The following is a 17,193-nucleotide window of genomic DNA, read 5'->3' as shown; positions in this document are numbered from 1 at the left end:
GTCAAGTGGCAACTGTCGACAGTGGGAGGTGGCCCGGTGGACGCTTCAGGCCTGGCCCTGTCCTCGCTAAAATGTCGCCTGGTTACCGATACACAATCCAACAGCAATAACCAAGGGATATCCATGAACCCATTACGGATTGCCGCACTGGCCCTGCTGACCGCTCTGGTCAGTCTGCCGGCCCTGGCCGAACGAACCCATACCCTGAGACTGGCGGAAACCTGGGGGCCCAACTACCCCATCCTGGGCGATGCCACCCGGCGCATGGCGGCCATGGCTGAGACCATGTCCAATGGCCGCCTGAAGATCCGCATCGACTCGTCCAACAAGCACAAGGCGCCTTTCGGCATCTTTGACATGGTCAAGGCGGGCCAGTACGACATGGGCCATACCGCGTCCTACTACTACAAGGGCAAGATCCCCAACGCCATGTACTTCACCACCGTGCCGTTTGGCATGATCGCGCCGGAACAGTACGCCTGGTTCTACTTCGGCGGCGGTATGGAGCTGATGGAGCAGGTTTACGCGCCCCACGGCTTGCGGTCCTTCCCCGGCGGTAATACCGGCAACCAGATGGGGGGCTGGTTCCGGGAGGAAATCACCTCGCTGGAAGACCTCCAGGGCCTGAAAATGCGCACGCCGGGCTTTGCCGGCGAAGTCATGGCGGAACTGGGGGTGGCGGTGACCAACATCCCTCCGGGTGAGCTCTATACTGCCCTGGAGCGAGGCACGATTGATGCCCTGGAATGGGTGGGGCCGGCACTGGACTTCAGCATGGGCTTCCACCAGATCGCCAATTACTACTACTCCGGCTGGCAGGAGCCGGGGGCGGAAGTGCAGTTCCTGATCAACGAGCGCAGCTGGAGCCGGTTGCCCGAGGACCTGCAGGAGATCCTGCGGGTGGCTATGCGCACGGCCGCCTACGACATGTATATCCAGAGCACGCACCAGAGCGGTGTTGCCTGGGACCGGATGAAGGAAGCGTACCCCGAGGTTACCCACAAGACCTTCCCTCCGGAGGTGATCGACGCCCTGCGGGCGGCCACAGAGAGGCTGTTGGCCGAGGCGGCGGAGGCTGACCCGCTGGCCAACGAGATTATCAGCAGCCAGCGGGACTACCTGAATCGCATCCGCCGTTGGACCAACATCTCCGACCGCGCCTACCTGAACACCGTGGCGCCGGTGGAATAGGCTGTCCCGGTAGACGCCGCTCAGTCCTGCCCGGACCGATGTAACCGGGCCTCGAGGGCGGAGATCAGCAGGTCGATGGAGGTCTGGGCCTTGGTGAAGGCCGCTTCCACCAGGTCCAGCTCCTGGTGGGACATGGGTTCACCGGACAGGATCACCACATGGGCCTGGGGCTGCCGGCGGTAGATGTCCGGCAGCAGCTGCCAGCCGCTGCCGTCTGGCAGACCCAGGTCCAGAATCACCAGCTGGAACTGGCTTGCCGCCAGCCGCCGGCGTGCTTCGGCCAGGCTGGTGGCCTGCTGTATCTCGAACCGGTCTTGGGCTGCAGTGCGGATCACCGTCAGCAAATCCTCGTCGTCTTCCACATGCAAGACCCGTGGTCGCTCTGACGGGCTGCCGTCCGCGATGGCCGTCGATGTCTCGGCGTCCGGGGGAGAGCCGAGGGCGTCCTGGCCGGGCCCGACTGCCGGGGGTGTGAGTCCCTCCGCGTGATCCGCCAGCGGCAGGGTGATATGAAAAGCCGTCTCCTGGCCGGGGCCCGAATCGAAATGCACATAGCCACCCATCTGCTCCACCAGTTCCCGGGTGATCGCCAGACCGAGCCCGGTGCCGCCCTTCTGGCGGGTGTCGGAGGCATCGGCCTGGGCAAATTTTGTGAAAATCTTCTTGCGGAAATGCGTCGGCACCCCGGGCCCCTGGTCGATCACCGACAGGGTGACGGCCACAGCCGTGGCCGTCACCCGAATCCGCACCACGCCGCCGTCCGGCGAGAACTTGATGGCATTTGAGAGCAGGTTGGACAGTGCCTGCATATACCGTCCCCGGTCCACTTTGATCTCCGCGTCCGGTATGGGCTCGTCCGCATTCAGGGTGATCCCGCGTTCGCTGGCATAAGGCTGGTTCTGGTCGATGGCTTCGCGCACCAGGCCGGTCACGGCATGCCGTTTCAGCGCGAAGTCCAGGTGGCCACTGGCGATTTTCTGGAAGTCCAGCAGGTCGTTGACCAGGTTCATCAGCCGCTTGGAGTTGCTCTCCGCAATGGAGAGCATGTTCGTCATCGATTCCGGTACCTCGCCCACCTTACCGCTCACCATCAGCGCCAGGGAGCCGGCAATGGAGGTGAGCGGTGTGCGCAGCTCATGGCTGACGGTGGAAATGAACTCGTCCTTCAGGGTGTCCATGCGCCGGGGCTCGGTGATATCGATGGCAATGCAGACGTAGCCGGTAAGACTGCCATGACTGTTGGTGATGGCGGTGACAATCAGTGACACCGGTATTGGGTGACCGTCTTTGTGGATGTACGTACAGTCGCTGATCTCGGCCTCGCCCCGGCCCGCACGGGCCACCACCGTCTGGAAGCCGCTGACCGGGTAGCCCAGCGACTCGCTTAACTCCCGGCTTCGGCTGGCCAGTTCTCCGGGGTCGTGCAGCAGCACCGGTGATTTCTGGCCTACCAGCTCCTCGGCCTGGTAGCCGAGCATGCGTTCGGCGCCGCGATTGAAGATGTTGATTACCCCCTGGTCGTCGGTGGCGATGATGGCCACTTCGGTCGCCGCCTCCAGCACGCTGTTGAGCAGGGTGCTGGTGTAGGTGATCTGGGAGGACTGTTCCTCCACCCGCTGGGCCAGCGATGCCCGGTTTCGGTTCAGGCTACCGAAGGATTCCGACAGCGCCCGGGAGACGGTGGTCAGGGCCGTGGACAGCTCATCGTACTCCCGCAGGATGCTGCGGGGCATGGTGGGCGCCTGGCCTTCGGTGATCTGGCCGGTGAGTTCATGGCTGGCCTGGGTCAGCTGACTGAGCGGGCGGGTGAGCCAGTAGCTGAGCAGCCGGGCGGCCAGAATGCCCAGCATCACGATGGCAAACAGGAGCGCCAGCAGCGTCAGCTGGTTGACCCGAAGCTGGTCCACCAGGGGGGCGGCGGGCAATTGCACCATCACCCGGGCCAGCCCCGGCAGGTCATGCAGCTCCGCGGTGGTGCGGTAGGCGCCGGCCTGCCAGCGCCTGAGTTCATGGCTTTCATCCAGCGGCAGCCAGAGACTCAATTGGCTGGAGCGCTGGATCAGCTCGCCCGTGTTCCGGTCCAGGCTGTTGGTCGGGCCGCGACTGGCGACCACGTTGCCGCCGTGGTCCAGCACGGCGATGCCCATCTCGTTGCGGGTCTGGGTCTGCTGCAGATAGTAGCTCAGCGGCGGGGCAACCCGGCCGACGTCCCGTTCCAGCCGGTCGGTGAGGAAAGCGGCCTGCTCGTTGAGGCGCTCGGCCATGAACCGTTCATGGACCTTCTGGTCCCGCACCCCCTCGATGGCAATGGGCAGGGTGCCGGCCAGGGCGATGCCCAGCAGCAGGGCGATGAACAGCACTTCCGAGAAGCCGAAGCGGCTGGTGCGTAGCAGCCTCGGTTTGCGCGACAGGGTGACGCTTCCCAACACCAGCAGTGACGCCAGCAGGGCGTTGATGACCCCATTCAGCGGTTGCTTGAGGGCAATCAACGCGGTGGTGGACCATTCGTTGCCGAGTACGAAATGGTAGAAGACGGCCACCAGCGGCATGCCACAGACCAACCAATAGACCATGTCCGCGATCACCAGGTTGTAGTGGCGACGACGGTGGAGCAGCCCAACCACCAACGCTTCCAGGCTGAATATCCCGAAGGCGAAGGGGTGTCCCCACAGCGCTATGGTGACTGCGCTGCCGGCCATTGCCACGGCCACCGCCGCCGGCACCCCCAATGCCAGGATGGCGATCATCGCCGCCACCGAGCCGAAGATCAGGTAGACGTCGAACAGCAGGGGAATATGAGTCAGGTTGGCCAGCGGTGCCATGGCCATCAGCAGGAGGGTCAGGGGCAATGTTCGCTTGGTCAATCCGAGCCGCGCGGCGAAGCCAGTCATGATGAGCCTGAACGCTGTTGAATGGATATCGCGAGCATGCCGGGAATAACCGGAGGCGGCAAGTGCTGTCTACCGGGTAGCATGGTCTGTTTGCGCAGGATCGCCGCACCAGACCCGGTGTGGTTCGACGGCATCGAACCGGCCGGGCGGTATTGGCCCGGCCGCGGATTCCCTAGCCGAATCGGGCTCGAAGCCGCTTGGCGGCAGTGACCAGGTTGCCCAGGGCGGGCTCCACCTCCGGCCAGCGCCGGGTCTTCAGGCCGCAGTCGGGGTTGACCCAGAGCCGCTCGGCGGGAATCTTCGCCGCGGCGCGTGCCATCAGCGATTCCATCCAGGCGGTATCGGGCAGGTTGGGGCTGTGGATGTCATAGACCCCCGGACCGATCTCGTTGGGGTAATCGAAGTCCTGGAACGCATCCAGCAGGTCCATGTTGGAGCGCGAGGTTTCAATGGTGATCACGTCTGCATCCAGCTCGGCAATGGCTTCAATAATATCGTTGAACTCGCTGTAGCACATGTGGGTGTGGATCTGGGTCGTGTCCTTCGCCACCGCGGCGGTGAGCCGGAAACAGTCCACCGCCCAGCGCAGGTAACCGCCCCAATGGCTGCGCTTGAGGGGCAGGCCCTCGCGTAATGCCGGCTCGTCGACCTGGATGATGCGGATGCCGGCGGTCTCCAGGTCCGCCACCTCGTCCCGCAGTGCCAGGGCGATCTGTCGGCAGGTGGTCTCGCGGGGCTGGTCGTCGCGCACGAAGGACCACTGCAGGATGGTGACCGGCCCGGTCAGCATGCCCTTCATCGGTTTGGCGGTCAGCGACTGGGCATACTGGCTCCAGGCGACGGTCATGGGCCGGGGGCGGGCGACGTCGCCGTAGATCAACGGCGGCTTGACGCAGCGGGAACCGTAGCTCTGCACCCAGCCGTTGTGGGTGAAGGCAAAGCCGTCCAGCAGCTCGCCGAAGTACTCCACCATGTCGTTACGTTCGGCTTCTCCGTGGACCAGCACGTCCAGGCCGAGGGCTTCCTGGCGCTCGACACAGTGGGCGATTTCCTGCTTCATGGCGGCGTGGTAGTCCGCTGCGGGGAGGTGGCCGGACTTGAACTGACGCCTTGCCGCGCGGATCTCCGGGGTTTGCGGAAAGGACCCGATGGTGGTGGTGGGGAACAGCGGCAGCTTGAGCCAGTCACGCTGGGCCCTGGCGCGCACCGGGTAGGCATGGGACCGCTCGAGCTGGGTGGGGGTGACGTTCGCTTCCCGATGTTTGACCGCCTCCCGGTGAATGCGGTCGGAATGGCCACGGGCGACGATGGCCGCCTGGTGGTCCGCCAGCGCCTGTTCGTCATCGGCGCTGAGGTCACCGGCCACGGCGCGGGCGAGCAGGGTCACCTCGTCGAGCTTCTGGCGGGCGAACGCCAGCCAGTTGCGCAGGTCCTCGTCGAGCCGGTCTTCGGCGTCCAGATCGTGGGGCACGTGCAGCAACGAACAGGAGGGGGCCAGCCACAGCCGTTCTCCCAGTCGCGTTCGGGCGTCGGCCAAGCTGTCTCGCAGACGGTTGAGATCGCTTTTCCAGACGTTGCGGCCGTCGATCACCCCGGCGGACAGCACCTTGTGGTGGGGCAGTCGGTCCAGAACGGCGGTCAGCTGGCCGGGCCCGCGGACCAGGTCAATGTGCAGGCCATTCACCGGCAGGCCACAGGCCAGGCTGACGTTCTCATCGAGGCTGCCGAACCAGGTGCCTAGCAGAGTCTTCACCGGCGCGGACTGGAGCTGGTTGTAGGCGGACTCGAACGCCTGGCGCCAGGGGGCGGGCAGCTCCAGGGTGAGGATCGGCTCGTCGATCTGCACCCACTCGGCGCCGGCACTGGCCAGCCGGGTCAACAGTTCGCCGTAGGCGGGCAACAGGTTGGGCAGCAGCGCCAGCCGGTCGGCGTCGGCCGGCTCGCTGCCCCGGTAGGTCTTGCCCAGCCACAGGTAGGTCAGCGGGCCGGGGATCACCGCCTTGACCCGGTGCCCGGCCTGGCAGGCCTCACGGACTTCCGCTTCGAGGCGGTGGTTGCCCAGGGCAAAGCGCTGGTCCGGCTGGAACTCCGGTACCAGGTAGTGGTAGTTGGTGTCGAACCATTTGGTCATTTCGCAGGCCGCCGCCGGCGGACCGCTGGGCGCCTGCCCCCGGGCCATGCGGAAATAGGTGTCCAGGTCGTCCGCCCGGGCATCAGGGCCAAACCGCGGCGGGATCACCCCCAGGGCCTGGGACAGATTGAGGATGTGGTCGTAGAAGGCGAAGTCGCCGACACTGACAAAGCTCAGGCCGGCGGCCTGTTGCTCGGCCCAGTGCCGCAGCCGAAGTTCACGGCCGGTCTTCTCCAGTTGCACTTGGTCGGTGTCACCGGCCCAGTAGGCCTCCACGGCTTTTTTCAGTTCCCGACGCAGGCCGATGCGGGGATAGCCCAGGGTGTGGGTGATTGGATGGGTGGTTTGGGTCATGGGGTCTTCCTTAATCCAGGGTAAAAATCAGTCGGCCTCCATCCTAGGGGGTGAGAGAATTTAGTCAGAATCAAATTGCTATCGATGATCATGAGCTGGGCTCATGAAAATGCGATCTTCTCCTTCGGCCTCAAATGCAAATGATTATTGTTTGATTTTGTTTGCGGGCTGACCCATAGTGCTGATTCAGGTTGAACTCAGTGAGGAGGTTCGGTCGTGAGCGATTCGGTCCTGTTAATGGCGGGCTCCCCCCGCACCCTTTGCATCGCGTGGCGCAACTTGCAGCGGTCGGGCTACCACCGGCCAGACCGTCGGGCCGGCGGGCCGCCCGGGCGAACCGTCAAGCCACCGGCCGCTGGCTGATGCGATAACACCAAAGCGGGTACCACCCCGCCATACAGCCGGGCGCGGCTGGTCTATACTCAGGTCTTCGGTTTGACTCCTGGTAGCCCTGATCATGTGCCCGTTTGCCCTGCGCTTTGTGCTGGCCATCTTCTCGATGCTGAGCGCCGCCGAGGCGGCCGCCTACTCGTCCGGTTTGGCACTGGAAGACGGCTGGGAATACCGGTGGGGGGACTCCCCGTTTTCGGCATCGGGACGGCCGGCGTGGGTGGATCAGCCCTCGAAGGCGTGGCAGGCCATCGGGTTCCCCTCCAATCCGCCCAACCGTAACGGCCGCACCAACGCCTGGTTCCGGACCACGCTCCCGGAGGGCGACTGGCGTGATCCGGTGTTGTATATCCACAGCGTGGACCTGATCGTCGAGGTCTATTTCCGCGGCGAGCGGATCTACCATTACGGCACCTTCGATTCCGAGGGGCAGGGGCGCTTCGAGGGGTGGCCCTGGCATGCCATCGATCTGCCGGACGACTTCGCCGGCAAGCGGTTGTACTTCCGGGTCTACTCTAACTACAGCGACATCGGACTGTGGGGCGAGGTAAAGATCTTCGACCGCTCGGAACTGCTGCTCTATATTCTCGACCGGTCCCTGGACGCCTTGGTGATCAGCGGTTTCTGCCTGTTGATCGCCATCCTGGCGCTGGTCTTCGCGCTGGTTCAGTCCGGACGGCGCAATTTCGCCAGCATCGCACTGTTCTCCCTGGCCGCGGCGGTGATGCTGATCGCCGAGAGCCAGGCCAGTCTGTTGATCTGGAACCGGCCACTGTTCTGGGACTACCTGGCCGCGGGGTCCTACTACCTGCTCCCGGTGGCCATTGGCCTGCTGATGGCGCAGTGGCTGGCAGATACACGACCCTTGGTGATCAACCTGATCTGGCGGGTCCATTTGATGTACGTGGCTGGCGCCCTGACGCTGGCACTGCTGGGGGTGGTGGGCCTGTCCAGCACCTTCCCTGTGTTCGACGGCCTGTTCGCGGTGACCACGGTGGTGCTGCTCGCGGTGGTGATCCGGCGTTACCGGGTGGTCACCTGGGAGCAGCGGGCGATGATTGGCTGTTATGCGGTCATGGGCGCGTTGCTGATGGTGGACATGGCGGTGGCCCATGGCTTCCTGCCATGGGGCCAGGTGCCGGTCAGCGGGGGTGCGCTGTTGTTCGCCGTTGCCATTGTCGTCATCTCCCTGCGTCACTACGCACAAACCCAGCGGGCACTCAAGCTGCTGAACCGGTCGCTGGAACACAAGGTGGCCGAGCGCACCGCTTCCCTGGCGACCCTGGCCCGCCACGAGCAGTCGCGGGCCCATCAGCTGCAATGCGAGAATGAACGGACGGTATTACTCAATAACCTGATCACCGAGCTGCAGGACCGCGACAACCTGCAGACGGCGGTCAGCCAGTTCGCGCGGCGTCTGCCTGAACTGTGCCGTCCGCTGGGTGGGCGCTTTTACTACCGCCTGCAGGAGGAATCCGCCTTCCAGATGCTCTGTCATTGGGGGGGCGGGGAGCGGTCTGCCATCGAAACCCTGGTGCTGCCGGACGGGGACCTGCCACCGCCGTCCCGGGTCCGCGAATCAGACCCGGATGCTCCTGGCGCCAAAGCGGTGGGGGCCGTTCCGGCGTTGCCGTGGGTGCTGCATGTGCCGTTGCGCCGTCGCGAGCAGGAGGCGTTTGTCGCGGGCCTGCTGTTCCTCCAGCCTCGCGAAGGGAGTCCGGCCATACCGGGGAATGACAGCCAGACCACGCTGTTCCTCAATCTCGACCACGCCATCCGTAATGTCGGCATCACCCTGTCCACCGTCGGGCTGCGGGAGGAGCTGGAAAAGTACTCCTATGAGGATGCGCTCACGGGGCTCAAGAACCGCCGGTTTTTCGACGAGTTTCTCAAGCACGAGATTGCCGCCGCCCGCCGTCACCACACCCCGTTGTCGGTGATGGTCATCGATATCGACCTGTTCAAACGGTTTAACGATGTGTACGGTCATCCGGCCGGCGATACCGCCCTGCGTGCGGTCGCCCGGGTGCTGGTCGAGCAGACCCGGGAGAGCGATGTGGTGTGCCGGTTTGGCGGTGAGGAGTTTGTGGTCGTTCTCCCGGGAGCCGGAGAACCGCCGGCGCTGGACCGGGCGGAACTGCTGCGTCGGTCGGTGGCGCAAGCGGTGATCGAGTACGAGGGCCAGACCCTGGAGCAGGTCACGGTCTCCATCGGTGTCGCCAGCTGGCCGGAAACCACGGAAGCTGCCGACCAGTTGCTGGCGACTGCGGACGAGGCCCTGTACAAGGCCAAGCAGCGGGGGCGCAACTGCGTCGCCGCGGCTTAGACCTCCCGCGAGAGGTGGCCGAGGGCCCCGGCCCTTTGGGTGCCACGGCCCCTAGCCACGGGCGGTCTCGAAGAACCGGTTGGCCCGGCGGAAGGTGCCGAAGTCGTTGAAGCGCACACCCATTTCCCGCATTACCTTATGGGCGGTAGGCGCGGTCCACTGGCGGATGTAGAACGGTTCCCGCACTGCGAAGTGGTGGATGGCGTGGGTGCTGCCGAAGTTGAAGCAGAACAGCTGCAGGGGCATCAGCCACCAGGGGTTGAGTACCTGGCACTGCTGCATCACGTTACGGGCCTCGACATCGCCGTAGTAGTGCATGTTGGAGCTGATGAAATGGAGGCAAAAGGTGCGCAGCAGCGAGGGTAGCATGTACACCACGCCGGCGGTGTTGAGCACGGCCAGGGCATCGGCCAGCGGCGCACTCAGGGCGATGGGCTGCCCCAGCAGGTCGGCGCCGATCAGTACGGCATTGGCCACCACCCAGGTATGGAACGCCAGGTAATAGAGGTTGCCGATGGGCAGGTACGAGGTGAGCTGTACCAGGCTGAGCTTGCGCACTGCCGCACGGTCCTTCGGCTTCTGCGAACGGATATAGGCGCGGCCGGCGCGCATCATCTCAAACGGCCGCAGCACCACCGCCAGCATGTTGTCGCCGGTCATCAGGAAGCGCCGCAGTCCCCAGCGTTCGCCGTTGGTGATGCCCCGCTCCTCCAGGTCGCTCTCGGTACCGGAGAACTTGTGGTGGTGCAGGTGCAGCTTGCGGCGCACGAACGGGTTGATGGTGCTGGCGCGGGCGACCCAGCCTACCGCCAGCATCAGGTTGTTGGCCCAGGGGCGGTTCTTGAAGTACATCAGGTGGATCAGGTCGTGCTCCAGTTCGTGGATGAACGACGCGAAGATGGCGGTGACCGGTACGCAGACCCACCAGGGAATCAGGCCGGCGATGTACAGCCAGCCACTGCCGATCATGCCCAGAACCGACACGATCATGATGGTGGCGCCAATGACGTTCTGGTGCCGTAGCCACGGATGGCGCTGGCGCAGTTCCTGGCCCGCGGCCAGCACGGTCTTGCGAATGTGCTCGGTCTTCTGGGTGTCGGTCATGGTGTCGATGTTTGAGGGGGTAGCCATTCCTGTTACTCCATTACTGTCTGGGTTCAGGTCGTTGGGACAGTTTCGATGGAGTCATTGTGTGGCCCGGGTAGCGATAAGCGGCTATGATTCCATGTCAGAAAGTGATCATTAGGCGCCAACCTGTTGCGAGTCGTCCCGATGTCGAATCTGTCCAAGCCCGGTCATACCCCCACAGTGCCAGGATCCTATGTGCTGTTGCTGGTGGACGTGGTGTCACGTTGGCACTTCTCCATGGAAACCCTGCTGGAAGGCTCCCCCATCGATCCTGACCGGTTACTGCGCAGCGATTGCCGGATCGAACTGCCCCGCTTCGCCGCCCTGGTCAAACGGGCGGTGGAGCTTACTGGCGAACCGGGGTTGGGGTACCACCTGGGCCTGCAGATGAAAGTGTCCTACCACGGCCTGATCGGTCAGGCCGCCATGGTGGCGCAGACCATGGGAGAGGCGGTGGAGATTCTTCGGGAGTTCTTCCACCTGCAGTCCTCCATCCTGTCGGTGACCGTCGAACGGGACGGCGACCAGGTGGCGCTGGTGTTCGAGGAGACCCACCCCCAATACCCGCTCGGGCGGGTGGGGATTCAGTTTTTGTTGCTGGGCTTCGCGACCATGGGCGAAACCCTGACGGGCCAGCCTGTTCGTGGTGAGGGCAGGGCACGGTTCTCGCGGCCCCCGTATTTCGACCGTTACCAACACCTGCTACCGGGCAAGGTCCGGTTCAATCAGCCCTTCAATGGCCTGGTGTTTCCCGCTGAGATGATGGACCGACCGTTGGTGATGGCGGACCCGATTGCCGCCCGCCTGGCTCGGGAGCAGTGCAAGCAGGAACTGAACCGGCTGGCGGGAGAATCATCCATCGCCCGGCTGGTACGGGACCTGGCCTTTGATGAGGTGCAGGGTTTCGCAACGCTGGAGGAGGTCGCCGCCAAACTGCACATGTCTCCCCGAACCCTGCAACGGCGGTTGGGGGAAGAGCGGATCACCTACCGGGATCTGGTGGAACACATCCGGCGGGACAAAGCCCTTCGGCTGGTCTCGGCGGGCAGTCACAGTGTGGGGCAGGTGGCGGATTTGTTGGGCTATGGCGATGTCACCAACTTCAGTCGCGCCTTCCGGCGCTGGACCGGCGAGTCCCCCCGGGGCTACCGTCGGCAACAGCAATTTTCCGAGCGTGACTGACAATACTGTAATCCAAAAATGTCCGGTCTCACGGTATGTTGCAGCTATGCTCAGAGAGGAGCTGCAGTCGCCCGGTCAGACGAGAGGGGCTTCGGCTCCGTTCCGAATGACCTCCAACCGAGACTGTAGGGAGCACTATGCAAAGGAAGCGGCTATTCGTATTCATGGCGGCCTGGTTGCCGCTGCAGGCGCTGGCCGATGTCACCGAGGTGACGCTGTATCCCAGCCAGGCTGCCGTCACCCGGGAGGAGCCGGCCACCCTGAACGCCGGTGCCGGGGTGGTTGAGATCCGCAACCTGCCTGCCGGCCTGATGGACCGGACCCTGCGGGTGTCGGTGTTGGGGGACGACAGCGCCCAGGTGCGGGACGTGAACCTGGTGAGTGAACAGACCTCTCAGGTCCAGGCCGGCAAGTTCAAGGAACTGCAGGCGGCGTTGCAGGAGGTGACCGACGATATCGGGGCCAGGGACGACGCCATCCGGGCCTGGCGTTACCGGCTCGACCTGCTGGACCGGGTCACCACCGCCGACGGCGAGGCCCCGTTGCCGGACGACATCGTCGCGACCGCCGACAGCCTGTTTCAGCAGGCGGAGCAATCCCTAACCAACATTCGCCGGATCGAGCAGGAAAAACGCCGCCTGGTGGACGAGCAGGACCGCATCAAACGGGAACTGGATGCCCTGAGAGACGCGCCGAAGGTGGTCAAGCACCTGGCTGTCGGCTACAGCGCCCAGCGGGCGGCCGAGGTGACACTGCAGATCCAATACCAGACCCGCAACGCCGGCTGGCACAGCGCCTATGAGGCGCGGCTGGATACCGATACCAGTGACCTGCAGCTGGTGCACCAGGCGGTGGTTCACCAGAACACCGGCGAGGACTGGGCCGGGGTCAACCTGGCGCTTTCCACGGCGAATCCGGATGTGGGCGGACGACTCCCGGACCCGCCGCCGTGGATTTTGCGGCCCCAGCCCCAGCCCCGCTTGGGCAAGGCGATGGAGGCCGATGTGATGAGCATGGCGCCCCAGATGGCCCGGGACGAGCGCGCACCGGCGCAGCCCGAACAGGCCGTGCTGGTCAGCCATGGGCTGACTCAGCATTACCGGGTCCCCGGTAACCTGAGCCTGACCGACGGTACCCGGGACAAGCGCCTGACCGTGACCCAATACGAGCTGCCCGCCAAGGTGAGCCGGCGCATGGTGCCGGCCCTCTCCAGCCTGGGCTATGTGTACGGCGCGGCGACTTACCAGGGAGAGAGCACCTTGCCGCCGGCCCCGGTGTCGCTGTACCAGGACGGCCAGTTCGTGGGGCAGGCTCACCTGGAGCAGATCGAGCCGGGGGCACCGATCGAGCTGTCCTTCGGGGTCGATGACCGGGTGACGGTCAAGGTGATCCGGGACCAGGATCAGCGTGGTGAGAAGGGGCTGATCAGCGAGGAACCCTATCTGGAGCGGGTCAACCGCTTCGAGATCACCAACGCCCATGACACTCCGATCGATATCCGGGTGATCGACCGCCTGCCGGTGTCCCGGCACGACGACATCGAGGTGACCTACCAGGATATCACCACACCCTACCAGGAGACGGTGGACGACAAGCCGGGCATCATTGCCTGGGACCGGGTGATTGCCCCGGGACGCACCATTACCCTGACCGCCGGCTTCGAGGTGCGGGTGCCGGAGGGCCAGGAGTTACCGCCAATTCCCTAGCCCGATCGGAATCTGCTAAGGTCTGGCGCCGACCCTGATGACCGCAGCAAAGAGACGTACCGGTGCGACTGATCCTGAGCCGCAAAGGCTTTGACTCCTCCGCCGGGGGCTGCCCCAGCCCCCGGTTCCCCGATGGCAGTGTGTACGCGCTGCCGATTCCCGACCCTCGCTCCCGCATCCGATACCGGGAGATCCGGCACCAGGGGCTGAAGGTGGGGGACCTGGTGGCGGAGCTGACCGGCGATCCCGGGCGTCGCCGGGCCGGTGCCCATCTCGACCCGGACCTGATTGCCGAGGGCTACCCCCGCCAGCCGGGCTGGCGCCCGCTGCTGGGGCAGACCGGCACCGCCCAGAGCCATCTCCGCAACCAGGGCGTGGACGAGGGGGATCTGTTCCTGTTCTTCGGGCTGTTCCGGGCGGCCGAACGCAGCCGGCAGGGGTGGCAGTTCGTCAAGGGGAGCAAGCCGTTCCACGGGCTGTGGGGGTGGCTGCAGATTGGCGAGATTCTCAAGGTCGACGAGTTGGGGGCGGAGGACCTGCCCTGGGTCCGTTATCATCCCCACCTGCACGGTGCACCAGACCGCAACAACACCCTCTACCTGGCGTCGGACTGCCTGAGCCTGGCCGGCCGGGACTCCGGGTTGCCGGGGGCCGGCACCTTCCCGGCCATGACCGGGGACCTGCGTCTGACGGCGCCGGACGCCCCTTCACCCACCCATTGGCGCTTGCCGGCCGCCTGCTTCCCCGGCCCCGATCAAACACCTCTCAGCTACCACCACAACCGCGAACGTTGGCAACGGGATGGTGACCATTGCCGTTTGCGTTGTGCTGCCCGGGGCCAGGAGTTTGTGCTCGATCTGGACCAGTATCCGGACCTTATGCCCTGGTTGCAGCGTCTGTTGCTTGGCAGTTGAGGCCAGCCCTCCCGACAAAATCAAAGAGTGAGACCTGATTCATAATCTTGATTATGAAATGAGTTGTCACGTTTTGTTTCGTGATTGTTTAATAAAACGGCAATCTCGGTGTTTGAGACTCTGATTGGTCTAGACCAGATTGCCGCAGTCTCAGTGGCAGAAAAACTCCAACCAACGACTATAAGAAGGACAACGTCATGCCTCACCCAGTCATTCGGCACCCGCTGCAATGGTGCCTGGCCTTCCTTTGCCTGCTGGCTATTGCCCCGGCCCAGGCAGACAGCTATATCTTTGTGACCAATTCCACCAACCAAACCGTTCAGGTGCGCTCCCTGCACTACGGTGACGATACCCTGACCGAGGGCAGCGAATGGCGCCAGGAAGCAACGGAAATTGCGCCCTACGCCACCGCCCGGGTCCTGGCGTTCAACCGCTATGAGGGGCTGAAAAGCGGCAAGACCTATCATTTTGAAACCCAGGTCACCGGTCAAGCCTCCACCGTGACCCTGCAGCAGAAAATGCGGGGCACCTGGTACGGCAGCACCGTCGAGCACAGCGCCACCGGCAGCGACTTCAACGCGCCCTGGCAGGATGATCGCGACATCCACCGCTACGACACCACCTACGACGGTCTGGCCAGCCGGCTGGGTTTCAAGGCGGACTTCACCGGTGGCTACGACGACTTCCACTACACCATCCGCAATCGTAACCAGCCGGAGCCCCAGTCCGGTGACGACGCCCTCAAGGTACTGACCTACAATATCTGGGCGTTGCCCATGCTGGCCAGCAACATTGGTGACCGGCTGGAGGAAATGCCCCAGGTGCTGAAGGGCTATGACGTGCTGCTGTTGCAGGAAGCCTTTGCCTCTGCCAGCGAGGATCTACTGCAGACCCTGGCCAGCGAATACCCCTACCAGACCGAGATTCTGGATGAGCCGGGTTTCAATCTCTACAACGGCGGCGTGGTCATCGTCAGCCGCTACCCCATCGCCGCGACCGACTACCTGGTGTTCCAGGACTGCACCGGTACCGACTGCTTTGCCGACAAGGGCGTGGTCTATGCGGAGGTGATCCGGGACGGCAAGGCCTACCACGTGACCGCCACCCACACCGCCTCCTTCGACAGCGACGAGGCCCGCGCGTTGCGCCAGCAACAGTTCCAGCAGATCCGCGGGCTGATCGATGGCAAGGGCATCCCCGCCTTCGATGCGGTGATGATGGGCGGCGATTTCAATGTGAACAAGCTGAAGTTCCCCGGCGACTACCAGCAGATGCTGGCCAACCTGGTGGCCTTCGCCCCGCAATCCACCGGCTACACCCGTTCCACCTACGACCCGACGGTGAACCAGAATGCCGACGGTGAGCTGTCCCTGGGGGTGGAGTACCTGGATTACGTGGTGGTGAGCAACACCCATCGTCAACCCCGGCAGTCCCGCAACGATGTCCGGGTGCCGCGTTCGGACTCCGGTGACCTCTGGGGCATCTGGGATCTGTCCGACCACTTCCCGGTACTTGGCGATTTCCAGTTCTGATGAGGTCGCTCATCGTGATACTGGGCGCGGCGACTCTGGTCGCCGGGCTCGGCTACTGGCTGACTCCCACTCAGTCCCATCCACCGGTACATCCTGAGGTGCTCACAGCGGGAGCCCACGCAGAGCAGCCGGTTGCCCCCTCGGTGCCTGGGCCGGTTTCGCACGCTTCGGCGCCGGCGCTCAATGCCGGGATTGAAGCCGAACAGGGCCAGCAGGTTCGGGGCGAGTTCGCCCGGGACCGGCGGTTCCAGTATCTCCAGCGGTTGCAGGCGGAGGGGGGGAACCTGCAGCAATGGGTCAACGAGTTAGTGCAGCGCTGCGGTGCCCAGAAGGACGCCTGTCAGACCCTGCTGGAGCAGGAGCTGGAAGGCTATCCCGACGCGGACTTTGCCGACCGGCTGCGAGCCCTGTTGCCCCGGTACCTGGGGTATGAACGGGCGATGTCGGCGCTGGTGATGTCCCGTGACCTGTCGCCCCGCACCCGCTACCAGCGGGTCGATGCCCTGCGTACCGAGCACCTGGGGGAAGCCGACGCAGAACTGATGTTTGGTCAGGAACGGGCCTGGGCGGATTACCGGTTTGGCTATGAGGCGTTGCTGGCGAAGGCGTCATCACTGAGCACCGGCGAGCGGCTGCAGGCGCTCGACCGGCTGCGGCGACAAAGCTGGCAGGATCACTATGAGGCACTGTCTGATCTGGAAGGGCGTCATGGTGCCTACCGGCGGGAAAAGGAGATGTTGTTGCTGGGGGTGACCGACAGCCGGCAACGGGAGGCACTGGCCGATGAACTTCGTACCAGGCACTTCGGTGAACAGGAGGCGGACATCGTTGGCCTCAGGGAGGAGGAACTGAGCCTGCAACAGCAGCAGCGGGAGGGGTACCAGCAGGCCCGGGCCGAGCTGGAACAGTCAATGTCGGCACGGCGCAACCTGATGAGTGAGGAGGCCTGGCAGCAACAGTACCAGGAGCAACTGCGGCAACTTCGCCGGCGGTGGTTTTCAGAGCCGGCAAACTGATCCGGTCACGGGTGTTTAAAAAACCGGCACATCGGCTATCTTTTAAGTAAGGATGGTGGGTTGCCGGTCAGCCGTGAGGGGGGCGGGTGCAACCTGAAAGTCATTTCCGAGCGAGGGAGTTCTGTATGTCTATCAGCGATCATGCCCTGGATATCGATTTTCCCGATTACAAGCAAGCCATTTTCGATCTTCGCAAATCCGATCCCGCCTTCCGCGAACTCAGTGATCAATACGACAAACTCGACAAGAGAATCCGGGGCCTTGAGGTGCGGGAGGTGCCCACCGACGACCTGCACTTCAATGAAATGAAAATGGAACGCGCTCATCTGAAAGACCAGCTGTATCGCCAGCTTTCCAACCATTCCTGAACGTCGGCCTGACTTGGTCCCTGTGGCAATGGGAGGCTGGGCTTCGCCGGTGACTCCATCCTCA

The 17,193-nt window shown here is 64.1% G+C and carries 11 protein-coding genes; 8 read left to right on the top strand and 3 right to left on the bottom strand.

The features are described 5' to 3' along the window. Positions 1 to 123 precede the first annotated feature (123 nt). Positions 124 to 1,191: a TRAP transporter substrate-binding protein gene (locus R3175_RS04290; protein WP_318942630.1), complete on the top strand. Its 1,068-nt coding sequence runs from the start codon at positions 124 to 126 to the stop codon at positions 1,189 to 1,191. A 20-nt stretch (positions 1,192 to 1,211) separates the two neighbouring features. Here the strand turns inward: R3175_RS04290 and R3175_RS04285 are convergent, their stop codons facing one another. Both R3175_RS04285 and metE read right to left on the bottom strand, forming a co-directional pair. After that, complete coding sequence (locus R3175_RS04285) at positions 1,212 to 4,082, bottom strand: ATP-binding protein (protein WP_318942629.1); 2,871 nt, start codon at positions 4,080 to 4,082, stop codon at positions 1,212 to 1,214. A gap of 172 nt (positions 4,083 to 4,254) precedes the next feature. Then, positions 4,255 to 6,567 (bottom strand): 5-methyltetrahydropteroyltriglutamate--homocysteine S-methyltransferase, encoded by a 2,313-nt coding sequence (metE, locus tag R3175_RS04280; protein ID WP_318942628.1) that lies wholly within the window; start codon positions 6,565 to 6,567, stop codon positions 4,255 to 4,257. Between the two features lie 457 nt (positions 6,568 to 7,024). Between metE and R3175_RS04275 the strand changes: the two genes are divergently transcribed. After that, complete coding sequence (locus tag R3175_RS04275) at positions 7,025 to 9,283, top strand: diguanylate cyclase (protein ID WP_318942627.1); 2,259 nt, start codon at positions 7,025 to 7,027, stop codon at positions 9,281 to 9,283. Between the two features lie 51 nt (positions 9,284 to 9,334). Here the strand turns inward: R3175_RS04275 and R3175_RS04270 are convergent, their stop codons facing one another. Continuing rightward, entirely contained in the window at positions 9,335 to 10,414 is a 1,080-nt protein-coding gene (locus tag R3175_RS04270) for a fatty acid desaturase (protein WP_318942626.1), read from the bottom strand. A gap of 141 nt (positions 10,415 to 10,555) precedes the next feature. Between R3175_RS04270 and R3175_RS04265 the strand changes: the two genes are divergently transcribed. From R3175_RS04265 to R3175_RS04240, 6 genes are all read left to right on the top strand, one after another. Beyond that, complete coding sequence (locus R3175_RS04265) at positions 10,556 to 11,593, top strand: AraC family transcriptional regulator (RefSeq protein WP_318942625.1); 1,038 nt, start codon at positions 10,556 to 10,558, stop codon at positions 11,591 to 11,593. A gap of 137 nt (positions 11,594 to 11,730) precedes the next feature. Continuing rightward, positions 11,731 to 13,299: a mucoidy inhibitor MuiA family protein gene (locus R3175_RS04260; protein WP_318942624.1), complete on the top strand. Its 1,569-nt coding sequence runs from the start codon at positions 11,731 to 11,733 to the stop codon at positions 13,297 to 13,299. A gap of 62 nt (positions 13,300 to 13,361) precedes the next feature. Further along, the gene (locus tag R3175_RS04255) at positions 13,362 to 14,213 is read left to right on the top strand and encodes a hypothetical protein (RefSeq protein ID WP_318942623.1); all 852 of its coding nucleotides are present in this window, start codon (positions 13,362 to 13,364) and stop codon (positions 14,211 to 14,213) included. Between the two features lie 197 nt (positions 14,214 to 14,410). Continuing rightward, positions 14,411 to 15,745, top strand: a complete 1,335-nt coding sequence (locus R3175_RS04250) for a sphingomyelin phosphodiesterase (RefSeq protein ID WP_318942622.1) — start codon at positions 14,411 to 14,413, stop codon at positions 15,743 to 15,745. Beyond that, positions 15,745 to 16,761, top strand: a complete 1,017-nt coding sequence (locus R3175_RS04245; RefSeq protein WP_318942621.1) for a lipase secretion chaperone — start codon at positions 15,745 to 15,747, stop codon at positions 16,759 to 16,761. The genes R3175_RS04250 and R3175_RS04245 overlap by 1 nt, the downstream gene beginning before the upstream one ends. Positions 16,762 to 16,886: 125 nt before the next feature. Beyond that, positions 16,887 to 17,129, top strand: a complete 243-nt coding sequence (locus R3175_RS04240) for a YdcH family protein (protein ID WP_318942620.1) — start codon at positions 16,887 to 16,889, stop codon at positions 17,127 to 17,129. Positions 17,130 to 17,193 lie beyond the last annotated feature (64 nt).

It is taken from the genome of Marinobacter sp., from assembly GCF_033722735.1.
GTDB lineage: Bacteria > Pseudomonadota > Gammaproteobacteria > Pseudomonadales > Oleiphilaceae > Marinobacter.
The sequence above is the reverse complement of the archived record's forward strand: the minus strand, read 5'-3'. Positions and strand labels throughout refer to the sequence as shown.